This window comes from Streptomyces sp. NPDC059008 (genome assembly GCF_042749045.1).
In the GTDB taxonomy this organism is placed as follows: Bacteria; Actinomycetota; Actinomycetes; order Streptomycetales; family Streptomycetaceae; genus Streptomyces.
In genome coordinates this window covers 20,256-44,802 of the sequence record NZ_JBHYJC010000031.1, presented here as the reverse complement: position 1 = coordinate 44,802, position 24,547 = coordinate 20,256, and the positions used below count along the sequence as shown (strand labels likewise).

Sequence of the window (24,547 nt, the reverse complement as noted above, 5' to 3'; positions counted from 1 at the left end):
GGTGTGGACGGAGGTGTTCACCCGGCGCCGGGCGCACACCGCTCCTCGTCCTTGACCACGGTCAGCGTGATCTGCCGCCCCTTTAGGGGTGTACCCGGTGCCGGCTGCTGGCCGCAGACCTTCCAGGAGGCCGGCCACAGCACATGACGGCCCGCGCCGCGGCCGTCCCTGAACCGGATGCCGGTGTCGTAGTCCAGCGTCTGGAAGGCGTCGACCAGGCCCCGGCCGGTCACGTCGGGCATGGTGTGTCCGTCGGCGTGGGCGAGTCCGGCCAGTGCCAGCGCGGACAGGGCCAGGGCCGCGGCGGTGCCGGCCTGCGCGGTGCGGGTCCTTGCGGTGCGGTTCTTCGCGGTGAGGGTGTGGTTCTTCGTGGTGAGGTTGTCGTTCACCACTGGGGAACGATCTTTGCCGAGGAGGGTCACTTGCCGGCCGCGGGCTGCTGCTCCTGGGCGCCCGCCAGGTCCCGGGCCAGTCCCATGCGGGAGAGCAGCAGGGCGCCCCACAGGACCAGGGCCATGCCCAGCGCTTCGGGGAGCAGCCACCAGCCGGTCCGGACGCGCTCGTCGAACAGGGTGACGCCCAGGGACAGGCTCACCAGCGCCTCACCGAGCGTGTCGACCGGCTGCGAGGCCGTCAGCGGGCCGGACTGCATGGCGTTTCCGTAGAGCAACAGCGCCAGCACTCCGACGAGTGCGAAGCCGTAGGTCTGCCAGGACGCGAAGAACGCGCCGGGGCCACCGGCCTCCCAGGCGTAGGTGGCGTCCTTCATCAGGGCCGCGGTGAGTGCGTAGGCGATCGCGGCCGACGCGGCGAAGCAGGCCGCCCGCACGCCGCCCACGCCGCGGCGCAGCGCGGCGCCGACCGTCGCGGTGATCACCGCGGCGCAGACCACCAGGGCGGGTACCCAGCGGCCGAACGGGGCGCGGGCGGTGCCGACGGTGGGCGCGGCGGCGGCGAGCGCGGACCCCAGGCCGACGACGATCAGCGCCACGCCGGTCCAGCCGGCGCGCGAGATCCGTCCGCCGAGGATCAGCCGTCCGATGAGCAGGGCCAGCGGCAGTTCGAGGACGCAGATCGGCTGGACCACCGACAGCGCGCCCTGCGACAGCGCCAGCGCCTGGAAGCAGGCGGCGGCGATGACCGCGAGCATCCCGCCGAGCCAGGCGGCGCGGTGCAGCAGATCGACGAGCAGGCCCAGGCGCAGCCTGGAGGAGAGCGGGATGGTGCGCGCGGCGTGGCGCTGCAGCGCCGTGGCCAGACCGTTGCCGGCCGCCGCGAGCAGCGCGAACAGCACGGACGGCCATACGCTCATGCGTCCTCCTCGTGCGCCGTTGCGCCGTCGACGCTATCGCCGCGGCGGCGGGGACCGGCCGACGACACGGGTCCGGCGGCCGCGAGCACTGCGCCGGACGGCGGTATCCGGGCGCCCGGCCGCCGCGCACGAGGTGGCGCAGCCGCCCTCGGCGGGCTCGAAACAGCAGGTCAGAGCCGCTTTCCGGCGGGCCGTGGGTGGCGCAACATTGCGGCAACACCACTGCCCGGGATGCCTCGGTATGGTCCACCGCAGGCCGGTCCGGACCGCGGCGGCCGGCGCTCGCGGGGCCGGTGGCGCAACCGCACGGCCCGACCCGCTTCGCCCCGCTCCCCCTGCCCTCCCCTTCCCCTTGCCCTCCTGCCGTTCCTGCCTTGGAGACCGCCATGTCCCTGGTACCCCAACGGGCCGACGTGCCCGTGACCATCGACGAGTCGAAGTGCATCGACGGCTGCACCCTCTGCGTCGACATGTGCCCCCTCGACTCGCTCGCCATCGACCCGGCCAGCAACAAGGCGTACATGCACGTCGACGAGTGCTGGTACTGCGGCCCGTGCGCCGCTCGCTGCCCCACCGGCGCGGTCACCGTCAACATGCCCTACCTGCTGCGATGAGAGGCACCACCATGGAGATCCCCGCTCTGGGCTCCGCCGAGGAACTGTCCTGCGACGTCCTCGTCATCGGCGGCGGCACCGCCGGCACCATGGCCGCGCTCACCGCCGCCGAACACGGCGCTTCGGTCCTGCTGTTGGAGAAGGCGCACGTCCGCCACTCCGGTGCGCTGGCCATGGGCATGGACGGCGTCAACAACGCGGTCGTCCCCGGGCGGGCCGAACCCGACGACTACGTCGCCGAGATCACCCGCGCCAACGACGGCGTCGTCGACCAGTCCACCGTCCGCCAGACCGCCACCCGCGGCTATGCGATGGTGCAGCGGCTGGAGTCGTACGGCGTGAAGTTCGAGAAGGACGAACACGGGGCGTACGCGCTCCGGCAGGTGCACCGCTCCGGCTCGTACGTGCTGCCGATGCCGGAGGGCAAGGACGTCAAGAAGGTGCTCTACCGGCAGCTGCGCCGCCGCGAGATGCGCGAGCGGATCCGGATCGAGAACCGGGTGATGCCGGTGCGCGTCCTGACCGGCCCCGACGGCCGGGCGGTCGGGGCGGCGGGCTTCCACACCCGCACCGGCGGCTTCGTCACGGTCCGGGCGGGTGCGGTGATCCTCGCCACCGGTGCCTGCGGCCGCCTCGGCCTGCCGGCCTCCGGATACCTCTACGGCACCTACGAGAACCCCACCAACGCAGGCGACGGCTACGCCATGGCGTACCACGCGGGCGCCGAGCTGACCGGTATCGAGTGCTTCCAGATCAACCCGCTGATCAAGGACTACAACGGCCCGGCCTGCGCCTATGTCGCCAACCCCTTCGGCGGCTACCAGGTCAACCGGCACGGCGAGCGGTTCGTGGAGTCCGACTACTGGTCGGGGCAGATGATGGCCGAGTTCGCGGCCGAGACCGCCTCCGAACGCGGGCCGGTCTACCTCAAGCTCAGTCACCTCCCCGAGGAGTCGGTGGCCGCGCTGGAGACGATCCTGCACACCACCGAGCGGCCCACCCGCGGCACCTTCCACGCCGGGCGCGGGCACGACTACCGCACCCACGACGTGGAGATGCACATCTCCGAGATCGGGCTGTGCGGCGGCCATTCGGCGTCCGGTGTCCGCGTCGACGACCATGCCCGCACCACCGTGCCCCGGCTGTACGCGGCCGGTGACCTGGCCTGCGTCCCGCACAACTACATGATCGGCGCGTTCGTCTACGGCGACCTGGCGGGCGCGGACGCCGCCCGATTCCGCGCGTACGAGGGCGAGTTGCCCGCGGACCAGCTGCGGGACGCCCATGAGCTGATCTACCGGCCGCTGCGCCGTCCCGACGGCCCGCCCCAGCCGCAGGTCGAGTACAAGCTGCGGCGGTTCGTCAACGACTACGTCGCCCCGCCCAAGAGCGGCGCCCGGCTGTCGCTGGCCGTGGAGCACTTCGAGCGGATGCGCGCCGAGATCGCCGGCATGGGCGCCCGCACCCCGCACGAGCTGATGCGCTGCGCCGAGGTCGACTTCATCCGCGACTGCGCCGAGATGGCCGCCCGCTCGTCGCTGGCCCGTACCGAGTCCCGCTGGGGCCTCTACCACCAGCGCACCGACCATCCGCAGACCCACGACGGCGACTGGCTGTGCCACCTCGACCTGCGGAAGTCCGCCACGGGGCGGATGGAGTTCACCGCCCGCCCGGTGGCGCCGTACCTCGTCCCGGTCGACGGGTACGCCCCGACGGGCGGCGCCGCCCGCTTCCTGGGCGAGGTCCATCCCGAGCAGGTGGCGACGGCGGGGCGGCGCGATACGCCGCCGGTGGGTTCCGTGTCCGGTCCCCGGCCCGGGAAGGCCGGGCGCGCCGACGAGGCCGGGCCCGCCCCCGGCGCCCCCTCGCCGCGGATCCTCGAACTGCTGGCCCTCGCCGAGGACCAGCCGGACCTGGCGGCGCTCGGCCCGTACCTCGCCGACCCCGACCCCGCCGTACGCCGGGCGGCCGTCGACGCGCTCACCGAGAGCGTGCCGCCGGGCACCGGCCCGGCCCTCGCCGTCGCGCTCGCCGACCCCGACGCCGCCGTACGGGCGGCGGCCGCCGCCTCGCTCCGCGAACTGGTCGAGGTGCTGGTGCCCGAACCGGAGCTGCGCGCGCCGCTGGCCGCCGCGGCGGGCGGCCCCGACCCGCTCGTACGGTCGTCGGCCCTGGACGTGCTGCGCGCGCTCCGCCTGGGCGACCGTCCCCTGTTCGCCGCCGCGCTCGCCGACCCCGTCGTGGACGTCCGCATCCAGGCCGTCCGCGCGCTGGTCTCCGTGGACGCCGCCGACGAGCTCCGGCGGGCGGCGACGGACGCCTCCCGCGAGGTCCGGGTGGCCGCCGCGCACGCCCTGGGCACGGTCGGCGGCGCGGCCGACCTGGCGGCGCTGCTGCACGACGAGGACGTCCTCGTCCGGGCCGCGGCGCTCGGGGCGCTGGCCACCACCGGCTGCCCGCCGCCGTACGAGGCGCCGGTCGTCGCGGCGCTCGGCGACGCGGCCTGGCAGGTCCGGGCCGGTGCCGCGCAGGCCCTGGCCGCCGCCCGTCCCGACGCCGCCGTGGCCGCGCTGCGTGCCGCCCTCGGCGACGGCCACGCGGACGTCCGCAAGGCCGCGGTGCTGGCGCTGCGGGCTCACGTCGGGCGCGCGGACGCCCGTGGCGCGCTGGCGGCGGTCGCCGACGATCCGGACGCCGATGTGCGCGCATACGCCCGGCTCGCCTCGAAGGGGTGACACACGTTCGGGCCCTCCCGGTGGCCCCTCGGTCCCCGCCGCTGAAGGCTGGGGCCGAGGGTCCGTCCGTCGCGCGCAAGGAGTTCCCGATGGCCCCCACGTACCGCTACGACGACCTCAGCGCCCTGTTCGTCAACTGCACGCTCAAGCGTTCCCCGGAGACGAGCAACACCGAGGGGCTGGTCGACAGGAGCCGCGCCCTGATGGCGGCGAACGGGGTGGCCACCGAGGTCGTCCGCGCCGTCGACCATGACATCGCCACCGGGGTGTGGCCGGACATGACCGAGCACGGCTGGGCGTCCGACGCCTGGCCGGAGCTGTACGCGAAGGTGCTGGCCGCCGACGTCCTGGTGCTCTGCGGCCCGATCTGGCTGGGCGACAACAGCTCGGTGATGAAGCGGGTCGTCGAGCGGCTCTACGCCTGTTCCAGCGTGCTCAACGACCGTGGTCAGTACGCCTATTACGGCCGGGTGGGCGGCTGTCTGATCACCGGCAACGAGGACGGGATCAAGCACTGCGCCATGAACGTCCTCTACAGCCTCCAGCACCTCGGCTACACGATTCCGCCGCAGGCCGACGCCGGCTGGATCGGTGAGGCCGGGCCCGGGCCCTCGTATCTGGATCCTGGCTCGGGCGGTCCGGACAACGACTTCACCAACCGCAACACGACGTTCATGACGTGGAACCTGATGCATCTCGGGGCGATGCTCAAGCGGGCCGGTGGCATCCCGGCGCACGGCAACCAGCGCACCGAGTGGGACGCCGGCTGCCGGCCGGACTCCGCCAACCCCGAGCACCGCTGAGCGCCGGGAACCTGGGCCGCGCGGCATGCCGAACGATCCGCTCCCTTCCTACTCCACCCGATGGCCCCGGTACGTCGAGTTCGCTCCGGGCGTCCTGGTCGCCGGCGGGCTGATCTGGGACACGCTGTCACCCGAGGAGTACTGGGGCGATCCCATGCTGACGGCGGCCAGTGTCACGGCCGGTGCGCTGCTCTCGCTGCGGCACACCCTCGTGATCGGCGTGGTGATCATCGTCGGCGTCGCCGCGCTGACGGTGAAGGACGGCACCGCCGGCGACATCGTGGGCTATCTGGAACTGATCAACACGGTCTTCGCCGCGCTCATGGGGGTCGGCGTCAACTGGGTGATCGCCCGCCACGGACGCCATTTGGACGTCATGCGCACGGTCGCGGAGGCCGCCCAGCGCGCCGTGCTGCCCGCGCCGCCGGAGCGCATCGGTCCGCTGGCCATCGCGGCGCGCTACCAGGCCGCCCAGAGCGAGGCCCGGATCGGCGGCGACGCCTACGCGGTACAGCGCACTCCGTTCGGCGTCCGGCTGCTGATCGCCGACGTCCGCGGCAAGGGGCTGGGCGCGGTGAGCGCGGTGTCGGTGCTGCTGGGCGCCTTCCGCGAGGCGGCCGAGGTGGAGCCGGGGCTGCCGGCGCTCGCCGACCGGATGGAGCGCGCGCTGCTGCGGGAGAGCGAGCAGACCTCCGAGGAGGTCCGCCTCGAAGGCTTCATCACGGCCCTGATCTGCGAGATCCGACCGCAGGGCGACGGGCTGCGGCTGCTGAACTGCGGCCACCCCGCACCGTATCTCTGCCACGGCACCGAGGTCCGGGCGCTGGAGACCGGCGAGCCGGGGCTGCCCCTGGGCATGGGCGGGCTGGGCGTGGCGCGGCCGGCACCGACCGACCGGCCCTTCCCGGCGGGCAGCACTCTGCTGCTGGTCACCGACGGCGTGACCGAGGCCCGGGACCGCACCGGAGCGTTCTACGACCCCGCGGCGCAGCTCACCGGCCGGGGCCCGTTCCGGGAGCCGCAGGAGGTCATCGACCTCCTGGCGCGGGAGGTCGCGGGCTGGACCGGCGGGCCGCGCGACGACGACATGGCGACGCTCGCGATCACCCGTCAGCCGATGCCGGCACCGAATCTCCTCGTGTGATACGGGCCTTGTGGGGCGAGAAATGAGAAGATCGATCCGAGCATCAGCGTCCGCACCGAGCGTGCCATCGCTCCCGCGCAGATCGGAGTTGATGTGTCCGACAACAGATCAGCACTGCACAACGGATCCGCACTCCACGACAGTTCACCACGGCACGACAGAGACGCGGCGCACAACAGATCGGCCCTGCTGAGCCAGCGCGCCGCCGTCATCCTCCTCCTGGGCGCCCTCACCGCCATCGGTGCCGGAGTGCTCACCTGCTTCAACGGCGGCACGCTGGCGTCAGCGGCCCTCGTGGGCGGCGCGGCCTTCGGCGCCGGCGTCACCTTCTTCCATACGGTCATCGACTGAGCCGTCCACCGATCCGGCCGCCCGGCGCCTCGCCGCAGCACAGACGCCCTGGTGCGCGAGGCGGTCGGCCGGGCGAGGCCCCTGGGCGTGCCCCCGGCGGCTGCGGGTGGGCGGGCACCACCGGGATTATTGAAGGAGAAATCACCCGTCGGCGTGCGCTGCCGGGCCGGGCCGCGCGGGCCGAGTGGTGCATCGGCGGAATTCGCGGCCCCGCATACGCTGCGCCGCCGCACCTCAAGTGCCAGACTTGAGGCACCGCGCCCGGCCGCCGGCCGGGGCCCTTGTCGCCGAGGGGAACATCATGACCTGGGCATCTTGGACCACTGTCGGGATCCACGCCCTACCCGGCGCGGTTCGCACCGAGGAGATCGGCGTGATCAACGGCGACCTGACCATCCATACGACCTGGTCGGAGAACCTGGCCCATGTGGCCGTGCAGCACACCGGGTCCTCGGACTGGTACACCATGGTCGGCAGCCCCGTCCCGTGCCCGTCCGAAGAGGCCAGCCGCAGCTTCCACCAGGCCGTGGTCGAGGCCGTACGGGGCGGGGAGCGTGCCGACGCCTCCCTTGAGGAGCTCTTCGATCCGCAGGGGGCGGCCGCCGCGGCGGATCAGCCGGGCCGCCCGAAGAGCGACTCCTAGGGTGTTCTCCGACGGGCCGGGGCCGGGCCGGCCCCGGCTTCAGCGCTGCCCGTCTCGATCGCCTGCCGCCTCGGCCGATCGCCCGACGCCTCGTTCGGCATCCACGCGGCGCGTAGCGGCGCCGCTGCTCAGCGTGCGCCCGCTGCGACGCCCCGCCCGTCAGGGCACACGCCTCCCCACGCGGTAACCGCACCGCCCCCGGCTGCACCCCGGCGCGTACCGACGCGCCTTCGGTGACGGCCGAGGGGCTTCGCGCGCTCTTCGCCCGGCGCCGGCAATTCCCACCGGTGGCCGGGCAACCTTTTCGCGCCTCTTCATGTCTGTGGAGGCAGACCACAATTGGTCACCTCGTGGCTACCCAAAGGTGATCAATTGTCAAATTTAGACCACAAATCTCGAATACTGATCATTTCACTTTACATGCCCATGCCAGGGCATACAGGGTTTGCGCGGGGTCACACGGCCCCCGCGGTGCACAACAACACCGCGTGTACGGGCGGTTGGCCTGTCGACCGCCCCCGCAGCGCTAAGGACCCCCATCAGTGCGTAGACCCCACATACGCAGCCGCCGCCTGGCCATAGCCGTCGCGGTGGCCACGGCCGCGACCCTCACGGCCGGTGCGGCGACCGCCGTCGGCGCGACCAGCGCGGCTCCGCGAACCCAGACCCCCTCCTCGACTCCCGCCTCCAGCAAGGTCGTTGACGCGGCACGTGCGGCCGCGTACGCACACGCCACGGCCACCGGAGTCGGCAAGCAGGACACCCTCAAGGCCACCGACACGATGGTCGACCCGGACGGCCGGCAGCATGTCCGTTTCGTCCGGACGCACCGCGGACTGCCGGTGCTCGGCGGCGATCTCGTCGTCCATCTGACCGCCACCTCGGCGTACGAGGGCGTGACCCGGGCCTACGACCACAAGGTCGACGTGCGCACCACGGACCCGAAGCTGTCGGCCGATCAGGCCCGGTCCAAGGCCGCCGCCGTGGCCAAGGGCGACGCCGGCGAGCCCGAACTGGTCCTGGCCGTCCGGGACGACCGGACGACGCTGGCCTACCAGGTGCAGGTCGACGACAGCCGTACCGACGAGTCCGGCGGCGCCCGTACGGTCGTCCTCGACGCGACCACCGGGGCGGTGCTCAGCAACACCCCGGAGAACGACTCATTCCTCTCCCCCGCCCTCCTGGACAAGCTGCGCGAGCGGGGTGAGCGGCTCAACCCCGCGACCGGGCTGCTGGCTCCGCCCGCGCCCGCCACGGACAAGGCGGCCAAGGCCCCCGGCTTCCCGGCCACGGCCAAGGGCACCGGCTCGTCCCTCTTCGTCGGCAGTGTGCCGCTGTCGACCACCCAGACGGCGAAGAAGTCCTTCACCCTCAAGGACCGCACCCGCGGCAACACCGAGACCCGGGACGCCGGCGACAAGGAGCTGGAGAAGTTCAGCAGCGGCAAGGCGTTCACCTCCGCCACCAACCGCTGGGGCAACGGCACCACGAGCGACCGGGCCACCGCCGCCGTGGACGCCCAGTACGGCATCACCAGCACCCTGGACTTCTACAAGAAGACCTTCGGCCGCAAGGGCATCAAGAACGACGGCCGCGGCGCCCGCGCCCTGGTGCACTTCGGCAAGCAGGTCGGCAACGCCTTCTGGTCCTCGGACTGCGGCTGCATGCTCTACGGCGACGGTGACGGCAGGACCTTCGCCAAGCCGCTGGTCGTCCTGGACGTCACCGGCCATGAGCTCAGCCACGGCGTCGTCGACGCGACCGCCAACCTCCAGCCCACCCGCGTCGACGCCGAGGGCAACCAGTTCGGCGAACCCGGGTCGCTCAACGAGTCGCTGGCGGACATCTTCGGCAGCGCGGTGGAGTTCGCCACCGACAACCCCAAGAACCCGCCGAACTACCTGATGGGCGAGAAGCTCGGCCTGGAGCAGAAGTTCCTGCGCCGTCTGGACAAGCCGTCCCTCGACAAGCTGGAGGGCACCGTCGACTACTGGTCGAAGGAGTCCTTCGACACCGAGGTGCACGCCGGCTCCGGCGTCTCCTCGCACGCCTACTACCTGCTCGCCGAGGGCAGCGGGAAGAAGACGATCGGCGGGGTGGCCTACGACTCCCCCACCTACGACGGCTCCAAGGTGACCGGCATCGGCCGGAGCAAGGCGACGGCGATCTTCTACCGGGCGCTGACCCGGTACATGGTCTCCACGACCGACTTCCACGACGCCCGGACCGCGACGCTGCACGCGGCCAAGGATCTGTACGGCGCCCGGAGCACCGAGTACAAGACGGTGGCCAAGGCCTGGGCCGCGGTGAACGTGACGGCGGCCAACACTCCGTCAGCCAAGCACTGAGCACGGGCCCCGGCTCGTGTGGTGCCCCCGCCGTCCGGCGGGGGCACCGTGCGTTTTGCGGGCCGCCGGTCCTCGACCTCACCGCCCGCCTGCGCCTACGTTTGCGTCCATGATCACCGATCGCGCCGCCGGGGAACGGGCTCTCGGCTATCCGGCGGCGGCGGGCGTGTTCGCCGTCGGCATGGCCGGTACGACACTGCCGACCCCGCTGTACGGGCTCTACCGCGAGCAGCTCGGTTTCTCCGAACTGATGGTGACCGTGGTCTTCGCCGTCTACGCCCTCGGCGTGATCACCGTTCTCCTCCTCGCGGGCAACCTCTCGGACGAGACGGGCCGGCGCCCGGTGCTGCTGTGTGCCCTGGGGCTGTCGGCGGCGAGCGCGCTGTGCTTCCTCTTCGAGGGCGGGCTGCCGCTGTTGCTGGTGGGGCGGGTGCTGTCCGGGTTCGCCGCCGGCCTGTTCAGCGGCGCCGCCACCGCGGCCGTGCTGGAGCTGGCGAAGCCCGGCCAGGAGGCACACGCCGGATTCGCCGCGACCGCCGCGAACATGGGCGGCCTGGGCTGCGGCCCTCTGCTGTCCGGGCTGCTGGCCCAGTACACGCCCTGGCCGCTGGCCCTGCCGTTCCTGGTGCACCTGGTGCTGGTGGCCGTGGCGGCCGCGGTGACCTGGTTCCTGCCGGAGACCGTCGCGCGCCCCCACCGGCCCCGCACCCTGCGGCCCCAGCGCCTCCGCGTCCCGCCCGAGGTACGCGGGGTCTTCGCCCCCTCGGCCGTTGCCGCCTTCGCCGGATTCGCGCTGCTGGGCCTGTTCACCGCCGTCGCACCGGCCTTCGTCAGCCAGACCCTGGACGAACACAACCTGGCCGTCACCGGGTCGGTCGTCTTCACGGTGTTCCTGGCATCGACCGCCGGACAACTGCTGACCGGACGGATCGGCGTGCGCAGGGCCCTGCCGGTCGGCTGTCTGGTCCTGGTGGTGGGGCTGTCGCTGGTGGCCACGTCCCTGGCCGTCACCGCACTCCCCGTCCTGGTCGCCGGTGCGGTCTGCGGCGGCGCCGGCCAGGGGCTGGCCTTCCGCGCCGGCCTGACCGCGGTGGGCGACGCGGCCCCGCCCGCGCACCGCGGCGGCACCATCTCGGCCTTCTTCCTCGTCGCCTACCTCGGCATCTCCCTGCCGGTCGTCGGTGTCGGCGCGCTCACCATGGAGCTCGGCCTGCGCGGCGCGGGCCTGACCTTCTCCGCGTGCGTCATCGTGCTCGCGGTGGCCGTCGGCCTGTACGTACTGCGGCGGCCGCTCCCGGAAGCCGCCTGAGCGCATGCGGCCGAGGAGCCGCCCCGGCTCAGGCCCCGCCGGCCGTCCCCGCCCCGGCCGCGAGGCGAACCCGTAGCTCCTTCGGCCCGCGGGTGAAGACCCCGGCGTCGGCGGGCTCAGCGCCGTCCGCGAAGGCCATGGCGGGGAAGGCGTCGAGCAGCTGGTTGACCGCGGTCTCCACCTCGGTCCTGGCCAGCAGGGCACCTACGCAGAAGTGCCGGCCGAGGCCGAAGGCCACGTGGTCGGCGGCGGCGCTGAAGGCGTGCGACGGGGTCAGGTCGGTGCGGAAGACGTCGAACGCGTCGGGCCGGGCGTACCGGCTCTCATCGCGGTTGGCGGCACCGATCAGACAGGTGACCGTGGCGCCCGCGGGGACGGTGCCGCCGCTGAGGGTGACGTCCGCGGCGGGCTGCCGCATGATCATCTGGACCGGCGGGGTGTAGCGCAGCGTCTCGGCGAAGGCGGCCGGTACCAGCGACCGGTCGGCGCGTACCGCGGCGAGCTGCTCGGGGTGGGACAGCAGGTGGCACAGGATCAGCCCGATGGCCTTGTCGGTGGTCTCGCCGCCGGCGGCGAGCAGCAGGCTGACGAACGCGGTGATGTCCTGATCGGTCATCCGGATGCCGTCGATCTCCGCGGTGCAGAGCCTGGAGAGCAGATCGTCGCCGGGTGCGGTGCGGCGCCGGCGGATGATCGGACGCAGATACCCGGCGAGTTCCTCGCCCGCGCGCCGGCCCGCGGCCGCGACCTCGGGGTCCTGGGCGAGGTTGGACAGGAAGGCCACGACCGCCGCGTACCAGCCGTGGAAGCGGTCGTGGTCGGCCCGGTCCAGTCCCAGCATGTCGACGATCACGTTGACCGGGAAGCGGGTCGCGAACCTCGCCACCAGGTCGGTCTCCGCCGCGTCGCGGAAGGCGTCGATCAGCTCGCGGGCGTTGCGCTCGATGACCGGCCGGAACGTCTCGCGCAGCTCCCGGCCGCGGAAGGCCGGGGCCACCAGGGCGCGGCGTACGGCGTGTTCGTGGCCGCTCATCTGCGGGAGGGTGCGGCCGCCGTGCGCCGGCTCGATCTGCCAGTCGTAGTTGTCGCTGGTGAACACCGGCTCGCAAAAGGCCCGTTCCACGTCCTCGTACCGCGAGATCAGATAGCTGTCGATGCCCTTGTGGTGCAGCAGCGGATAGTGCTCGCGCAGGATGCGGTAGACGGGGTACGGGTCGGCCGCGAACCCGGGAGACAGGATGTCGGGCGGCTGCGGGATGCTGGTCACACCGCGCGACGCTAGGGGGCGCCGGTGGCTTCGTCCAGGGTGCGTCGGCGGCGTGCGGATGCGCCCGGGGCGCGCCCGGGTCCCGGGCGGTCGCGTCAGTCGTCGTGGGCGGAGCGCAGGCGCGCGGCCTCGCGGGGCGCGTTCTCGTTGAGTCGGCCGGCGCGGGAGCCGGCGAGCTTCTCGGACAGGTGCCGGCCGACCGTGGTGGGCGGGTAGAGCGGCTCGGTGCCGGCCGGTACGCAGCCGGGCAGACAGCTGATCTCCGCGTCCCAGTTGCCGTCGTGGAAGTACGCGGCGGAGCGGCGCCTGACGACCCGTCCCGCGTCGTCGGTGGGCGGCAGGACCCGGTGCATCGTCGACAGCCAGCGGCCGTTGGTCCAACGGGCCAGCAGATCACCGAGGTTGACCAGCAGACAGCCGGGCTCGGGCAGTACGTCGTGCCAGTCGCCGCGGGTGTCGAGGATCTGCAGTCCCGGTACGCGGTCGGCCCACAGCACGGTGACGATGCCGTAGTCGGTGTGCGCGCCCATCCCCATCTGGTCGCGGTCGAGGACGGTCTCCCGTTCGGGCAGCGGGTAGTGGTTCATGCGCAGCACGTCGAGGGAGTGATCGGTGAACGGGACGAAGTAGCCCTCCTCCAGGCCCAGCGCCTGCGCGAAGATCCCGGTCAGCTGCCGGGCGAGTCCGCCGGCCCGGGCGCACCACTCCTCCACCGCCTGGCGAAAGCCCGGCACGGACGGCCAGATGTTGGCCGGGTACAGCGCCTCGGGGAGCCCCAGGCCCGGATAGGCGGACGCTTCGGAGCCGACGTTGAAGGCCTCGAAGAGGTCCTCGGCGGCCGTGGGCACGCCCAGGCTCAGGCTGAGCTTCTCGGTGCGGGGCGGGGTGTAGCCGCGGTTAATGTCGGGGGACGGCGGCCGCAGTTGCTTCTTGTCCTCCAGCGGGAGCGCGAAGAACGCGTCCAGCGCGTCGGCGAAGGCGTGCGCCGTGGCCTCGGGGATGCCGTGCCCGCGCAGTTGCAGGAAGCCGACGGTGCGCGCCGCCCGGTCGACGGCCGTCGCGAGGGCGGCGCGGTGGCCGTCGGTGCCGGTGTGCCAGTCGGTGATGTCGATGACGGGTACGTCCAGTACGCCGTCGACCGCGGTGGCCCTGCCCTCGGTCCTGCCCATCGTGAGGTCGTCCTTCCTCGCCCGGTGCTCCGCTGAAGGTGCGGCCCACCCTGTGTCGTTCAAGATTTCACTGAACGCTGCACCAATAGGCCGTGGTCGGATCGAGCCGATCGGCGCCGGAAACATGGATACCCGAGGCAGCCGTGGAATATCGGGCGCGCATCGCCCGGCGCCGGCAACGGCCGTGGCCGCCGCGCCGGTTTCCGCTAGGTGGAGATCACTTCCTCCACCAGCCGGGTCATCTGCTGCGAGGGCGCGACCTCGAGTTCCTGCTGCAGCAGCTCGCGGTAGGTGTGGTACCGCTTGAGCGCGCAGGCGATGTTGCCCTCGGCGATATGGATCTCCACGATGATGCGGTGGGCGGTCTCCCTGATCGGATCGATGGCGATCGCGGTCAGCGCCGTCTGGAGGGCGGGCAGGTACTCCCCCGCCTCCTGGAGTTGCTGGGCGAGGCTTTCGAGGGCGTGCAGCCGTGCCTGGTCCCAGCGCTCACGCTCCAGCATGAGCCAGTCGTCCGGCCAGCCCGGCAGTAACTCCCGATTCAGCTCGCCCACCAGTGCGTCGCAGTCCGCCGGCAGCGGGCTCAGCCCGGCGATCACCCGCTGGGCCGTCTTCCGCATCGCGTCCAGGTCGACGTCCACCGAGGGCGAGAGCCGCAGGCGTTGACCGGCGCTGTCGATGACGGTCGCGGACCGGATCCGCCGGACCGGGCACAGGGCCGACCGCAGATTCGCCGCCGCCCGGCTGGGCGTGCAGTCGGGCCAGAGCTGCTCGGCGGCCGCCCCTCGGTAGACGCCGTGCTTCTGCAGCGCCAGTAAGGCCAACAGGCGCTGGGCTCCCAGGGGGAGGGGGATGCGGCTTCCGGCGTATGCGAACTCGAAGGTCCTAAGTAGTTCCAGGTACGCGCTGTTCGAATTCACAAGCTCCACTCTGCGACCGGCGGCTGCATCGCGCATCCGGATATGCCGCAGGCATCGCGTTCACCGGCTGTTCGCGCGCCGTTCGAGCATCGCCGTCGGCCGGTTTCGTCGGGTGGGTCGAGGCGGTCTGACCGGCCAGTCAACGGCTCGGAGATGAACCAGAGACGTTTGCGGAACGCCCTTTGGACAATCCGGGGGACGCCCGCCGGACGGGCCGGCCCGAGTCTGGTCCTGAACGGCACCCGTGACCTGAGCCCTTGGCGGAAAGGGGGGCCGGATGAAAGCCCGATCGGTCCTTGCACACCTGCCCGTGGGCGAGGACGCGCTGCTCGGTGACGCCCGGGTGTGCATCGCCGTACTGGACGGTCCGGTGGACCTGTCCCACCCCTGCTTCGCCGACGCGGATCTGACCAGGCTCGACACCCTTGTCGAGGAGCCCGCCGGAAACGGGCCGATGTCGCTGCACGGCACACACGTCACCAGCCTGCTCTTCGGCGGGCACGGCAGCGTCGTCTCCGGCCTGGCCCCGCAGTGCCGGGGGCTGCTGCTCCCGGTGTTCCGGGACGCGCAGAAAGGCCGCGTCCCGCAGCTGGACTTGGCCAGGGCGATCGAGCGGGCCGTCCAGGAGGGCGCCCACATCATCAACATCAGCGGTGGCGAACGCACACCGGACGCCCAGGCGGACAGCCTGCTGGAACGGGCGCTGCGGCGCTGCGACGACCACGGCGTCCTGGTCGTCGCCGCGGTCGGCAACGACGGATGCGACTGTCTGCAGGTCCCGGCTGCCGTGTCGTCGGTGCTCGCGGTCGGAGCGCTGGGCACCGACGGCGAGCCACTGAAGATCAACAACTGGGGCGCCGCCTACCGCACGAACGGGGTCCTGGCCCCCGGCCAGGACATCGAGGGTGCCGCACCCGGCGGCAGCCGGGCAGCGCTCACCGGCAGCAGCTTCGCCACCCCCCTGGTATCGGGGGTTGCCGCGCTGCTCGTGGGCGCCCAGCTCCGGGCCGGGGCCGACGCGGATCCCAGGGCGGCGGCGGAGGCGATCCTCAAGACCGCCTCCAGGGTCCCGTGCTCCCCCGACGACGCCCCTGAGTGCCGCCGTCGCCTGGTCGGCACCCTGGACGCCGCGCGCGCCCATGACCTCATCACGGGGCGAAGTGACACCACGGCGCGAAGTGACACGTCCGTGACGTCTTCGGACGTGACAGCGGTCCCGTCCGGGGCCACACCGCACAGCGCGTACCGGACGCAGCTCCTCGCCCCCGAACCGGGAGTCAACGCCGCCGGTGCACTCCCTTCGCCCGGGACGTCCCCCGCCGAGGCACCGCCGACCAAGGCGCCCTCCGGCGGGCCGCCCCCCTCGGAAACGACAGAGGGAGTCAATGCCATGGACACCGACCACACGGACATCGCCGCGGACGAGCCGGCGGAGACCACCGACGAGGAGGAGACCCCACAGCCCCCTCCGGAGCCCCCTGACCAGGTATCCGGGACGTCCGCCGTGGCGACGTCCGGCGCGGAGTCGATGGAAGGAGACAGTGCCATGGAAAGCAACGGCGTGGACGTCCCCGTGCGGGAGACGACCGGGGCCACGGATGACGGGGGCACCCTGCCCCTGGCTCCGCCCGAACCGGCAGGCGTCGGCAGTGGGCAAGGAGGCGGGGTGCGTGCGGCCTGCGGGGGCGGCACGCGCGGCTCGTGCGAGTGCAGCGGAAAATCGGGCTCGCGGCAGCTCGTCTATGCGATCGGCACCATCGGGTTCGACTTCCAGACCGAGGCGCGCAGGGACACCTTCCGCCAGGCGATGCCGCCGACCCAAGGAAAACCGGGCCCGAACGGTGAGCCGACCAGCGTCCAGCCGAAGGTGTACGACCCCGTCGAGCTCAGCGACTACCTGGCGCTGAATCCGTGGGAGTCGGACAAGCTGACCTGGACGCTCGAACTGGACCGCACACCGATCTACGCCCTGGAAGCCGAGACGCCGGCCGGGATGGACTGGGGCGGGCCGATACCGCCGAAGCCGGCCGAGGTGAAGCGCGCCGCGCAGGAGGCGGCGACCGACCCGGACAAGCTGGCACAGCTCCTGATCGACCACTCCTACCCTCCGGTGTCGACGATCTACAAGACCTTCCGGGACGCGATCGTGGGGCAGGTCCAGGACGAGAAGGCTCCGAACCTCATCACTCGTGTGTCGATCCCCGGAGTGCTCACCGACCGAACGGTTCGGCTGTTCTCCGGGCAGTACGTCCCCGTCGTCGAGGTATGGAGCCGAGGGGTCGCCACGTGGAACGAGAACGCGCTGGTCAATGCGGTGATCGCCGAGGTCACCGAACAGCTGGAGGCCGACAGGAAGAAGGTTGCCATCTCCCGAGAGGATCTCGAAAAGACGGTCCGGGCGCTGCTGGACAAGGTCTACTACCAGTTCCGCAACCTCGGCCAGAGCTCCGCCGACCGGGCCATGAACTACGCCGGGACCAACGCGTTCCAGGCGGCGAGCGCCATCGCCGAGGGCCTGCTGTCGGCCAAATTCGTCCCGGGCAAGAGCACCAACTTCTACGCCCTGGACACCGTCACCGTTTCCAAGAGCCCGTACTGCCGTATCGGCTCGGACTGCCAGGACGTCGTCGTCACCTTCATGGACCCCGAGGACGACCGCCGCGCGAAGGTGAACTACCTGTTCACGATCGACGTGAGCGACATACCTCCGGTCAGCCTGGCGCCGTCCCACAGGTTCCTCGGCGATATCTGAGCTTTCCCACGACGACGAGAACACAGGAGACGAGCAGGCCATGAACGAGCACCTGGACGAGCGACCGAAGATCACGCTCCCCGTACAGGCCCCACCGGTTCACCGCGATGGCGGGAACTCCGCGGCCGCAGCGGACACCGCGGACGGCGTCGAAGCGTCGCTGCGCTGCGCGGACTTGAAGGGAATGGCCCGGCAGATCTGTTACTCCCAAGGCGGCTTGTCGGAGTGACGGGAGCGCATGATGACCGATCGGACGGTCCCGGAAGTCGCCAGATCACCGCCGGCGCCGCTGCGCGGGGAGCGAAAGGCGCCGGCGGACCCCTCCCGCCGACGTGACGCCACGAAGTGAAGGAAGGCAACGATGATTGACCGGATGGAGCGAGCGACGGACCGGCCGAAGAGGCCCGCCGCCCTCGAGATGCCACGGCAGGCGCCGCCCGTCGACCGCAACGGAACGACCCCGGGTGCCCACAGCGACACCACGGGCGTCGAGGCGGACGGATTCCTCACCAACATCCTCGCCAAGATGCTCCCGATCTGAGCCGTCACGGCGCCGGTGTGGCGGTGTGCACCGGTCACCGGCGCCGCGGCACCCGTCGCCGGCATGACGTGAAGACGCCATGACGGCACGACACAAGGAAGGGCACGATGATCCAGCAGCCCGAACGAGACGTGGAAAGGCCGCTCAAGGCCGCCACGCTGGAGATGCCACGGCAGGCACCGCCCATCGACCGCAACGGAACGACCCCGGGTGCCCACAGCGACACCACGGGCGTCGAGGCGGATGGGCTGATCACCTCGCTGATCTCCAAGTTCCTCCCCATCTGAGCGGTCATCGGGCCGGTGACCGCGGCCTGACCGGGCCACCGGCCGGTGACTCCCGGAGGCCGGCATGTGACGGCATGGCGGCATGACGAAAGGAAGGCCATGAAGATTGACCGGACCGAACACGATGTGGACCGGCCTGCCAGGGCCGCTTCGCTGGAGATGCCACGACAGGCGCCGCCCGTCGACCGCAACGGCACCACCGCCGCAGGTGCCTGCGGCGACGCCGCGGGCGTCGAGGCAGACGGGTTCTTCGACACGCTCACCAAGATCCTCCAGATCTGAGCCCGTACCCGCGCCGGTGGCCGCGGAGCGCACCGGTCACCGGCGCACACCCGGCACGCGGCGGACGGGAGAGAAACCATGCAGCTCAACTTGCCGGTCCAGGGAGTGATCGACCGCTCGTTGCCCTACGAGCAGTTCCTCGTCACACGCCCGTTCAAGGAGCCCGACGGAACACCCAGCCTCAAGAAGAAACAGGTCGGCGGCTACTACGGCCACGACGTCGGTGACCCGAGCCCGCTCCTGTGCCTCACCCCTCAGGGCGAGGAGTGCCAGCCCGTCCTGGGCTCCGCGGAGGGATGCCTGCTCTGATCCGCAGGCCGCAACCGGTGCCGTAGCGAGCGGGGCGGCCCCGGCACCGGCCGGCCGAACTCCGGCCGCCCCGAGACGAACGGAGTTGCTGTCATGGTGGCTCTCAGCACGGCGATCGCCTGGCCCAACGACAAGGTGTACCTCTTCTTCGACGACGACACCTACCACCGCTACAACGCCGTCACCGGAAGCTTCGAGCAGGGCTCGCTGGACGTGAAGACCAACTGGGGGTTCGACGGCTCGCCCGGAGCCTTCGTGTGGTGGGGTGCCGGCAAGGGCTACGCCTTCACCGGCCCGACGTACGAACGCTACGACCAGTTCGACGACAGCATCGACGGGCCGCCGAGACCGGTGGCGGGCGACTGGGCGGGCCTGCCGGACGGTTCGGGTGGCGGGACGAACTGGCAGCTGGGCATCGACGCCGCGGTGAACTGGGGCACGGGCAAGCTGTTCCTGTTCAAGGGCGACGCCTATGTGCGCTACGACATCACCGCGGACCGGATGGACACCGGATATCCCCGTAAGATCGCCGGCAACTGGCCCGGGCTCTTCAGCCGGGACCTGGACGCCGCGGTCTACCCTGGCGGCCGGTTCGCCTACTTCTTCCGAGGCGGCTTCTACCAGCGCTACGACGTGGACGCCGACGGCGTCGACGACAGCGGGGCGCTGGCCGACTTCGCGCTGGCTCCGACACCGTCGGGCGCCCTGGCCCCGGCCCGCCTCCTCACCCTCACGCAGGCCAACCGGCTGATGGCGGATCTGATACGACGCGGCAAACTCACCCTGAAGAGCCCCGTCTTCATGGACGGCCCTTCGGGGATCGTGTCACCCACCCCGAGTCAGCGTGTGACCGTCGGCCCGCCGGCCCTTGACGGGATCCGTTACACCAACGCCCTCAACCCCACGGCCGAATTCTTCGACAACGTCGACCAGCGCATGCTGCTGGCCCTCTACCGGCTGACGCGATGGATCAACTCCTCGCGCCCCGACGTGGCGGAGCTGCTCCACCTCGGCATCGGCCACGGCTCCGGCCCGCCGAACGACTGCCACAACCAGGGCCGCGCACTCGATCTGTCGGGCATCCGCGGGACGGACGACGCGGCCCCGTTCAAAAAGTCGATCAAGGCCAACTGGGGGCAGCTGCCGCCCCGCCCGGGCAGCAACGTCCGTATCGATCCCTCCGTCGACGCGCTGGCGTACGGCCTGTTCACCACGGCGTTCCGGTTCGCCACGTTCGAGTGCGAAGCCAAGGGCATCGGCTCCGCCAACACCTGGCCGATGCCGCAGCTCGGCGGCAGCGGCTTTGTCATCTACCCCGACTACGGTGGCGATGCCGCGCTCCGGGCGGCTCACCAGGACCACATCCATATGCAGGTCGGCCCCACCCGGATCTGACGGGCCGGCGGGGCAGCGGAGCGCGGGAACCGACCCACTGGACCGGCCCTGCGCTACCGGGCACACATGCGCCGGTGACGGCTGCCACGCCCGAGGTCGTAGCTGCCGTCACCGGCAGGACGCAGGTCCGGATTACTTGCGGCCCTTGCCGCAGCCCTCGCTGAAGACCGGTTCGCCGTGCTTGATGCCCGCGAAGAACCAGCAGTGGTGGTGGCGGTCCTTGTGGTCCTTGCCGTGAGCCAGGGTGGCGCTCGCACCGCCCATGACGATGGTGGTTGCCAGGGCGCTGGCGGCGATCGCGGCGCGGATGCGCATGTCTGCTCCTCAGGAGGATCAAAGGGGTGTATCGATCCATTCAGGAATCACCTTCGCGCCATCCGCCAAAACCTGACCCACCGTCGATTGCGCGGGTCGGAGTAACGGGCGGCGGCGGGTGCGCCGATCGCCGTCCTCGCCGCCGCGGTCAGCTCACTCCTTCCGTCGCCCGCCCGGCCGGTCGGGGTACGGGACGGGCGCTCGGGCGCAGGCCGAACGCCACCAGTGCCACGGCGACGGCGAGGAAGGCGGCCAGTACGGCGAAGCCGGTCACGCTGGAGCCCGTGGTGTCGGTCAGCCAGCCGACCAGATAGGGGCCGGCGAAGCCGCCGAGGTTGCCGAGCGCGTTGATCAGGCCCATGGCGACGGCCACCACCTCGAAGCGGAGCAGCTCGCCGGGGATCGCCCAGAAGGGGCCGTACGGTGCGTAGACCGCGGCCGCGGTCAGACACAGCAGCACCATCCGCGGCAGCGCGCCGTCCACGGCCTGGCCCAGCAGCAGGGCCGCGATGCCCACGACGAGGGGGACGGCCACCGCCCGGCGCCGTCTGCCGGTGCGGTCGGACCACGCGGCGTTGGCGATCATGGCGGCGAGTGCGACGGTGAACGGGATCGCGGTGAGCAGCCCGACCTCGGTGGACGATCCGTCGTGGGTCAGCTCCTTGATGACCGACGGCAGCCACAGGTTGAAGCCGTAGAAGCCGGTGATCCAGAAGAAGTAGACGCCGATGAGTACGAGGACCGGCCGCTGCGTGACCGCGTCGCGGTACGAGCCGCTGCCCGCCGAGGGCTTGGCGGCCTCGTCGGCGGCGATCGCGCGCTCCAGGTGCTCGGCCTCGGCGCGGGAGATCCACCGGGCCTGCGCGGGCCGGTCGGCGACGGTGAAGCACCACACCACCGCCCACACCAGGGGCGGCAGGCCCTGCAGCACCAGTACCCAGCGCCAGCCGGTGTGGTCGAGCATCCAGCCGGACAGCGGTGCCATCAGGACGGAGGACAGCGGCAGGCAGGCCATCCACAGCGCGTTGGCCCGGGCGCGCTCGCGCAGCGGGAACCAGGAGGCGAGCAGGATGAGGACGGCGGGCCAGACGCCGCCCTCGAAGAAGCCCAGCACGAAACGGGCCACGTAGAACTGCGACTTGGTCTGTACGAGCCCGGACAGCGCGGCGGCCAGCCCCCACGCCACCATGAGCAGCAGCACGGTCTTACGGGCGCTCCAGCGCTGGGCGAGGAGCGCGGCCGGGATCTGCAGGAAGACATAGCCGAGGAAGAAGACCCCGCCGACCAGGCCCTTGTCGGCGTTGGACAGCTCCAGGTCGCCGTGCATGTACGGGAGGATGACCGAGACGTTGTTCCGGTCGAGGTACGCCAGCATGTACATCACCGCGGCGACGGGGATGACGTACACCCAGCGCTTGGCGGGGGCGGCCGACGGGGCGGAGCGCGGCGTCGGGTCCGTCATCGGGCGGCCGCCGTTCCGTAGGTGGCGCGGATCCGGTCGGTGAAGCAGCTGAACTCGGCGGCGGCGCGGAAGGCCGCGGCCATCGTGCCGTGCGAGGCGCGGCCGCTGCCCGCGATGTCGAAGGCGGTGCCGTGGTCGACGGAGGTCCGCAGGACCGGCAGGCCGACGGTGACGGAGACCGTACCGTCGAAGTCGACGGTCTTGGCGGGGATATGGCCCTGGTCGTGGAAGTGGGACAGCACCCCGTCGAAGCGGCCTTCGAGGCCCTGGTGGAAGACCGAGTCGGCGGGGATCGGCCCCACGACGCCGAGGCCCTCGGCGGCCGCCTTCGTCACGGCCGGGCGCAGGGCGGTGATCTCCTCGTCGCCGAAGTGGCCGCCCTCGCCGCCGTGCGGATTGATCGCGGCGACCGCGAGCCGGGGCTCGTCGTGGCCGAACACGCGCAGGGCGGTGACCGCGTGCCGGATGGCGTCCGCGACCCGGTCCTCGGTGATCTGGTCGAGGGCCTTGCGCAGGGCGAGGTGCCGGGTGGTGAAGAAGATCTTGAGGCCGCGGACCACGAACATGGTGTCGAAGTGCGCGGCGCCGGTGAGTTCACCGAGCATCTCGGTGTGGCCGAGGTGCGGCGAACCGGCGGCCCAGATGGCCTCCTTGTTGATCGGCGAGGTGACGATGCCGTCGACCTCGCCGGCCAGCGCGGCACGGGTGGCCGCCTCGATCGCGGCCACGGCGGAGCGGCCCGCCACCGCGTCGACCCGGCCCCAGGGGAGGTCGGCGGGCGCGATGCCGAGGTCGAGCACGTCGATGGTGCCCGGCTCGAACCGGGCCTCCCCGGGGGCGCCGACCGCGCGGACCTCGACGTCCAGGCCGCATACCGCGACGGCGCGGCGCAGTACGGCGGCGTCGCCGACGGCGAGTCCGCGGCCGAGTGCGGTGGTCGCCGGGTCGGCGAGGGTGCGGGCGGTGATCTCGGGGCCGATGCCGACGGGGTCGCCGAGGGTGACGGCGAGGAGGGGCAACGTGCGGTCGGGGGCGGTCGGGTGGCCGGTTGCCGGCTGATGGGCGGTCATATGGGTCGCCTTTCGCGGTGCGGTGTTCACGGGCGCGCAGGGGCGGGTTTCGTGGTGGGGTGGAGGGCCCGAGGTGGCGTGCTCGTCCGGCGGTTGACGGGGCCTGGCGGGTGGGGCCGGGTGGTGGTCAGATGGCGCTCGGCGTGGTGCGGAGGGCGTGCCGGGTACCGGCCGCGCGCAGGTGTTCCAGGCAGTCGCGGGCGGCGTCGGGACCGCCTATCAAGCCGCCCTTCGTGGCGAAGGGCAGTTGGTCGTGCGGGCCGCCGACCAGGTGCCCGGCGACGGCCAGCGGCAGCACCTCGGTCTCGATGGCGAAGCCGTCGGCGCCCAGCGCCGAGGTGACGGCCGCGGCGACGTCGCCGCCCGAGGCGTACAGCCCGCCGGGGCCCAGCTCGGCGACCGCCCGCCGGGCCACCTCGGCCAGGCACCGCAGGATGCGCGCGGCGGTGCCGGGGTCGCAGGCCGGCGCCGCCCCGGTGGCCGCCGTCACCGGGGTGGGCGCCACCCGGACGCCGAGCACCGTGGCGTGTTCCTGCGCCGCCGCCCGCAGGGCCGCCAGTACCCGGTCGGGGTCGGGGTCGGCGGGGTCGAGGTCGGCCCAGCGGGCGCCGAGCGCCGTTTCCGTACGGGCGAGTTGGGTGTGGGTGCGGTCCGTGGCGCTGCCGACGACGGCGAGGACCCGGACGGGTGCGCCGGCCTCGGACCGCAGTCCCAGCTCGGTGGCGAGGGCGGCGCCGAACGGCCCGGAGTCCAGCGCGACCCAGCGGATGCGGTCCTCGGCGGCGAGCCGGGCGGCGGCCGTCGCGACCGTCTGCAGATGGGCGTTGTCGGTGGTGTCGCACACCATGACCTCGGCCCCGTTCGCCCGCAGCGCCGCGGCCACCGCCTGCGGACCGCGTTCGACCACGTCCAGCGCCAGTTCGCCCGTGGTGCGCCGGCTCTGCGTGCCGAGCACGGCCGCGACCCGCGAATGCCGTACGGGGTCGAAGGGGTCGCGGGCGACGGCCGTTCGGGTCAGCGGGACACCGTCGACGAGGTGCAGTCCGCCGACCGTGGTGCGGCCGGCGTCGGGGAAGGCGGGGACCGCCAGCGTCCGGATCCGGGCCGAGGGCTCACGGGCGGTGAGGGCGTCGAGCACCGCGTCGAGTTCGCTGCCGGGGTTGCCGCGCAGGGTGGTGTCGACGCGCTTGACGATCAGGGGTGTCGCACCCGCCGTCTCGACGGCGGCGCGGACGGCGGCGTAGGCGCGGGCGGGGGGCCAGTGGCGGGAGGCGGTGTTGAGGACGAGGACGTCGACCCGGTCCGCGTAGCGCTCCCATTGGGTGAGCGCGCCGATGGTGACGGCCCGCAGGCCCCGTCGTGCGTAGAGCGCGCCGGTCGCATTGCTTCCGGTGAGGTCGTCTCCGATGACGAGCACCTGGGCCATGAGGCCTCCTCCCGAAGAAGTGACTGAACCACGCATTCTTAATTGCATGGTCCACGCACTATGCGCACTCAGGGTGGCCAGTGGCGCCACACG

24 protein-coding genes are annotated in these 24,547 nt (G+C 72.1%); 15 read left to right on the top strand and 9 right to left on the bottom strand.

What is annotated here, in order from left to right:
- Positions 1–17: 17 nt before the first annotated feature.
- The gene (locus ACFWZH_RS28490; protein WP_384437260.1) at positions 18–392 is read right to left on the bottom strand and encodes a PASTA domain-containing protein; all 375 of its coding nucleotides are present in this window, start codon (positions 390–392) and stop codon (positions 18–20) included.
- Positions 393–418: 26 nt separating this feature from the next.
- Positions 419–1,312, bottom strand: a complete 894-nt coding sequence (locus ACFWZH_RS28485; protein WP_384437257.1) for a DMT family transporter — start codon at positions 1,310–1,312, stop codon at positions 419–421.
- A gap of 386 nt (positions 1,313–1,698) precedes the next feature.
- Here ACFWZH_RS28485 and ACFWZH_RS28480 point away from each other — a divergent pair, with 386 nt between their 5' ends.
- From ACFWZH_RS28480 to ACFWZH_RS28445, 8 genes are all read left to right on the top strand, one after another.
- Positions 1,699–1,926, top strand: a complete 228-nt coding sequence (locus ACFWZH_RS28480) for a ferredoxin family protein (protein ID WP_384437254.1) — start codon at positions 1,699–1,701, stop codon at positions 1,924–1,926.
- A gap of 11 nt (positions 1,927–1,937) precedes the next feature.
- Positions 1,938–4,661, top strand: coding sequence for a fumarate reductase/succinate dehydrogenase flavoprotein subunit (locus ACFWZH_RS28475; protein WP_384437383.1), 2,724 nt, complete (start codon positions 1,938–1,940; stop codon positions 4,659–4,661).
- Between the two features lie 89 nt (positions 4,662–4,750).
- Positions 4,751–5,464 (top strand): flavodoxin family protein, encoded by a 714-nt coding sequence (locus tag ACFWZH_RS28470; RefSeq protein ID WP_384437251.1) that lies wholly within the window; start codon positions 4,751–4,753, stop codon positions 5,462–5,464.
- Between the two features lie 25 nt (positions 5,465–5,489).
- Complete coding sequence (locus ACFWZH_RS28465; protein WP_384437248.1) at positions 5,490–6,608, top strand: PP2C family protein-serine/threonine phosphatase; 1,119 nt, start codon at positions 5,490–5,492, stop codon at positions 6,606–6,608.
- 93 nt (positions 6,609–6,701) lie between these two features.
- Positions 6,702–6,959, top strand: a complete 258-nt coding sequence (locus ACFWZH_RS28460; RefSeq protein WP_384437245.1) for a hypothetical protein — start codon at positions 6,702–6,704, stop codon at positions 6,957–6,959.
- Between the two features lie 301 nt (positions 6,960–7,260).
- Positions 7,261–7,602: a hypothetical protein gene (locus ACFWZH_RS28455; protein ID WP_384437243.1), complete on the top strand. Its 342-nt coding sequence runs from the start codon at positions 7,261–7,263 to the stop codon at positions 7,600–7,602.
- Positions 7,603–8,144: 542 nt separating this feature from the next.
- Entirely contained in the window at positions 8,145–9,950 is a 1,806-nt protein-coding gene (locus tag ACFWZH_RS28450; protein ID WP_384437240.1) for a M4 family metallopeptidase, read from the top strand.
- Between the two features lie 109 nt (positions 9,951–10,059).
- A complete protein-coding gene (locus ACFWZH_RS28445; protein WP_384437238.1) occupies positions 10,060–11,259 on the top strand; it encodes an MFS transporter in 1,200 nt (399 codons plus the stop codon).
- A 28-nt stretch (positions 11,260–11,287) separates the two neighbouring features.
- Here ACFWZH_RS28445 and ACFWZH_RS28440 read toward each other — a convergent pair whose 3' ends face one another.
- The 3 genes from ACFWZH_RS28440 to ACFWZH_RS28430 all read right to left on the bottom strand — a co-directional run bounded on the left by ACFWZH_RS28440 (position 11,288) and on the right by ACFWZH_RS28430 (position 14,615).
- The gene (locus ACFWZH_RS28440) at positions 11,288–12,526 is read right to left on the bottom strand and encodes a cytochrome P450 (protein ID WP_384437235.1); all 1,239 of its coding nucleotides are present in this window, start codon (positions 12,524–12,526) and stop codon (positions 11,288–11,290) included.
- A 95-nt stretch (positions 12,527–12,621) separates the two neighbouring features.
- A complete protein-coding gene (locus ACFWZH_RS28435; RefSeq protein WP_384437232.1) occupies positions 12,622–13,695 on the bottom strand; it encodes an isopenicillin N synthase family dioxygenase in 1,074 nt (357 codons plus the stop codon).
- 206 nt (positions 13,696–13,901) lie between these two features.
- Positions 13,902–14,615, bottom strand: a complete 714-nt coding sequence (locus ACFWZH_RS28430) for a BTAD domain-containing putative transcriptional regulator (RefSeq protein ID WP_384437230.1) — start codon at positions 14,613–14,615, stop codon at positions 13,902–13,904.
- A gap of 277 nt (positions 14,616–14,892) precedes the next feature.
- Between ACFWZH_RS28430 and ACFWZH_RS28425 the strand changes: the two genes are divergently transcribed.
- From ACFWZH_RS28425 to ACFWZH_RS28395, 7 genes are all read left to right on the top strand, one after another.
- A complete protein-coding gene (locus ACFWZH_RS28425) occupies positions 14,893–17,367 on the top strand; it encodes a S8 family serine peptidase (RefSeq protein ID WP_384437227.1) in 2,475 nt (824 codons plus the stop codon).
- Between the two features lie 40 nt (positions 17,368–17,407).
- Complete coding sequence (locus tag ACFWZH_RS28420; protein ID WP_384437224.1) at positions 17,408–17,596, top strand: hypothetical protein; 189 nt, start codon at positions 17,408–17,410, stop codon at positions 17,594–17,596.
- Positions 17,597–17,740: 144 nt separating this feature from the next.
- A complete protein-coding gene (locus ACFWZH_RS28415; protein ID WP_384437222.1) occupies positions 17,741–17,908 on the top strand; it encodes a hypothetical protein in 168 nt (55 codons plus the stop codon).
- Positions 17,909–18,015: 107 nt separating this feature from the next.
- A complete protein-coding gene (locus tag ACFWZH_RS28410; protein ID WP_384437219.1) occupies positions 18,016–18,195 on the top strand; it encodes a hypothetical protein in 180 nt (59 codons plus the stop codon).
- Between the two features lie 99 nt (positions 18,196–18,294).
- Complete coding sequence (locus ACFWZH_RS28405) at positions 18,295–18,477, top strand: hypothetical protein (protein WP_384437216.1); 183 nt, start codon at positions 18,295–18,297, stop codon at positions 18,475–18,477.
- Positions 18,478–18,555: 78 nt separating this feature from the next.
- Positions 18,556–18,786, top strand: a complete 231-nt coding sequence (locus ACFWZH_RS28400; RefSeq protein ID WP_384437213.1) for a hypothetical protein — start codon at positions 18,556–18,558, stop codon at positions 18,784–18,786.
- Between the two features lie 93 nt (positions 18,787–18,879).
- Positions 18,880–20,181 (top strand): hemopexin repeat-containing protein, encoded by a 1,302-nt coding sequence (locus tag ACFWZH_RS28395; RefSeq protein ID WP_384437211.1) that lies wholly within the window; start codon positions 18,880–18,882, stop codon positions 20,179–20,181.
- Between the two features lie 132 nt (positions 20,182–20,313).
- On the opposite strand, the gene ACFWZH_RS28390 is transcribed toward ACFWZH_RS28395, so the two are convergent.
- The 4 genes from ACFWZH_RS28390 to ACFWZH_RS28375 all read right to left on the bottom strand — a co-directional run bounded on the left by ACFWZH_RS28390 (position 20,314) and on the right by ACFWZH_RS28375 (position 24,454).
- Positions 20,314–20,496 carry a hypothetical protein gene (locus ACFWZH_RS28390; protein WP_384437209.1) on the bottom strand — a complete coding sequence of 61 codons (183 nt, stop codon included), beginning with the start codon at positions 20,494–20,496 and terminating at the stop codon, positions 20,314–20,316.
- Between the two features lie 148 nt (positions 20,497–20,644).
- Positions 20,645–21,958, bottom strand: a complete 1,314-nt coding sequence (locus ACFWZH_RS28385) for an MFS transporter (RefSeq protein ID WP_384437207.1) — start codon at positions 21,956–21,958, stop codon at positions 20,645–20,647.
- Complete coding sequence (gene pdxA, locus ACFWZH_RS28380) at positions 21,955–23,028, bottom strand: 4-hydroxythreonine-4-phosphate dehydrogenase PdxA (RefSeq protein WP_384437204.1); 1,074 nt, start codon at positions 23,026–23,028, stop codon at positions 21,955–21,957. Before pdxA ends, ACFWZH_RS28385 begins: the two co-directional genes overlap by 4 nt.
- A gap of 127 nt (positions 23,029–23,155) precedes the next feature.
- Complete coding sequence (locus ACFWZH_RS28375) at positions 23,156–24,454, bottom strand: four-carbon acid sugar kinase family protein (protein ID WP_384437200.1); 1,299 nt, start codon at positions 24,452–24,454, stop codon at positions 23,156–23,158.
- Positions 24,455–24,547 lie beyond the last annotated feature (93 nt).

Bases quoted from the DNA above. Each gene is read 5' to 3' on its own strand.
- ACFWZH_RS28385 (WP_384437207.1), bottom strand. From the start codon at position 21,958: ATGACGGACCCGACGCCGCGCTCCGCCCCGTCGGCCGCCCCCGCCAAG.
- ACFWZH_RS28405 (WP_384437216.1), top strand. From the start codon at position 18,295: ATGAAGATTGACCGGACCGAACACGATGTGGACCGGCCTGCCAGGGCC.
- ACFWZH_RS28395 (WP_384437211.1), top strand. From the start codon at position 18,880: ATGGTGGCTCTCAGCACGGCGATCGCCTGGCCCAACGACAAGGTGTAC.
- ACFWZH_RS28400 (WP_384437213.1), top strand. From the start codon at position 18,556: ATGCAGCTCAACTTGCCGGTCCAGGGAGTGATCGACCGCTCGTTGCCC.
- ACFWZH_RS28475 (WP_384437383.1), top strand. From the start codon at position 1,938: ATGGAGATCCCCGCTCTGGGCTCCGCCGAGGAACTGTCCTGCGACGTC.
- ACFWZH_RS28435 (WP_384437232.1), bottom strand. From the start codon at position 13,695: ATGGGCAGGACCGAGGGCAGGGCCACCGCGGTCGACGGCGTACTGGAC.
- ACFWZH_RS28375 (WP_384437200.1), bottom strand. From the start codon at position 24,454: ATGGCCCAGGTGCTCGTCATCGGAGACGACCTCACCGGAAGCAATGCG.
- ACFWZH_RS28445 (WP_384437238.1), top strand. From the start codon at position 10,060: ATGATCACCGATCGCGCCGCCGGGGAACGGGCTCTCGGCTATCCGGCG.
- ACFWZH_RS28480 (WP_384437254.1), top strand. From the start codon at position 1,699: ATGTCCCTGGTACCCCAACGGGCCGACGTGCCCGTGACCATCGACGAG.
- ACFWZH_RS28465 (WP_384437248.1), top strand. From the start codon at position 5,490: ATGCCGAACGATCCGCTCCCTTCCTACTCCACCCGATGGCCCCGGTAC.
- ACFWZH_RS28470 (WP_384437251.1), top strand. From the start codon at position 4,751: ATGGCCCCCACGTACCGCTACGACGACCTCAGCGCCCTGTTCGTCAAC.
- pdxA (WP_384437204.1), bottom strand. From the start codon at position 23,028: ATGACCGCCCATCAGCCGGCAACCGGCCACCCGACCGCCCCCGACCGC.
- ACFWZH_RS28415 (WP_384437222.1), top strand. From the start codon at position 17,741: ATGGAGCGAGCGACGGACCGGCCGAAGAGGCCCGCCGCCCTCGAGATG.
- ACFWZH_RS28410 (WP_384437219.1), top strand. From the start codon at position 18,016: ATGATCCAGCAGCCCGAACGAGACGTGGAAAGGCCGCTCAAGGCCGCC.
- ACFWZH_RS28390 (WP_384437209.1), bottom strand. From the start codon at position 20,496: ATGCGCATCCGCGCCGCGATCGCCGCCAGCGCCCTGGCAACCACCATC.
- ACFWZH_RS28455 (WP_384437243.1), top strand. From the start codon at position 7,261: ATGACCTGGGCATCTTGGACCACTGTCGGGATCCACGCCCTACCCGGC.
- ACFWZH_RS28485 (WP_384437257.1), bottom strand. From the start codon at position 1,312: ATGAGCGTATGGCCGTCCGTGCTGTTCGCGCTGCTCGCGGCGGCCGGC.
- ACFWZH_RS28425 (WP_384437227.1), top strand. From the start codon at position 14,893: ATGAAAGCCCGATCGGTCCTTGCACACCTGCCCGTGGGCGAGGACGCG.
- ACFWZH_RS28420 (WP_384437224.1), top strand. From the start codon at position 17,408: ATGAACGAGCACCTGGACGAGCGACCGAAGATCACGCTCCCCGTACAG.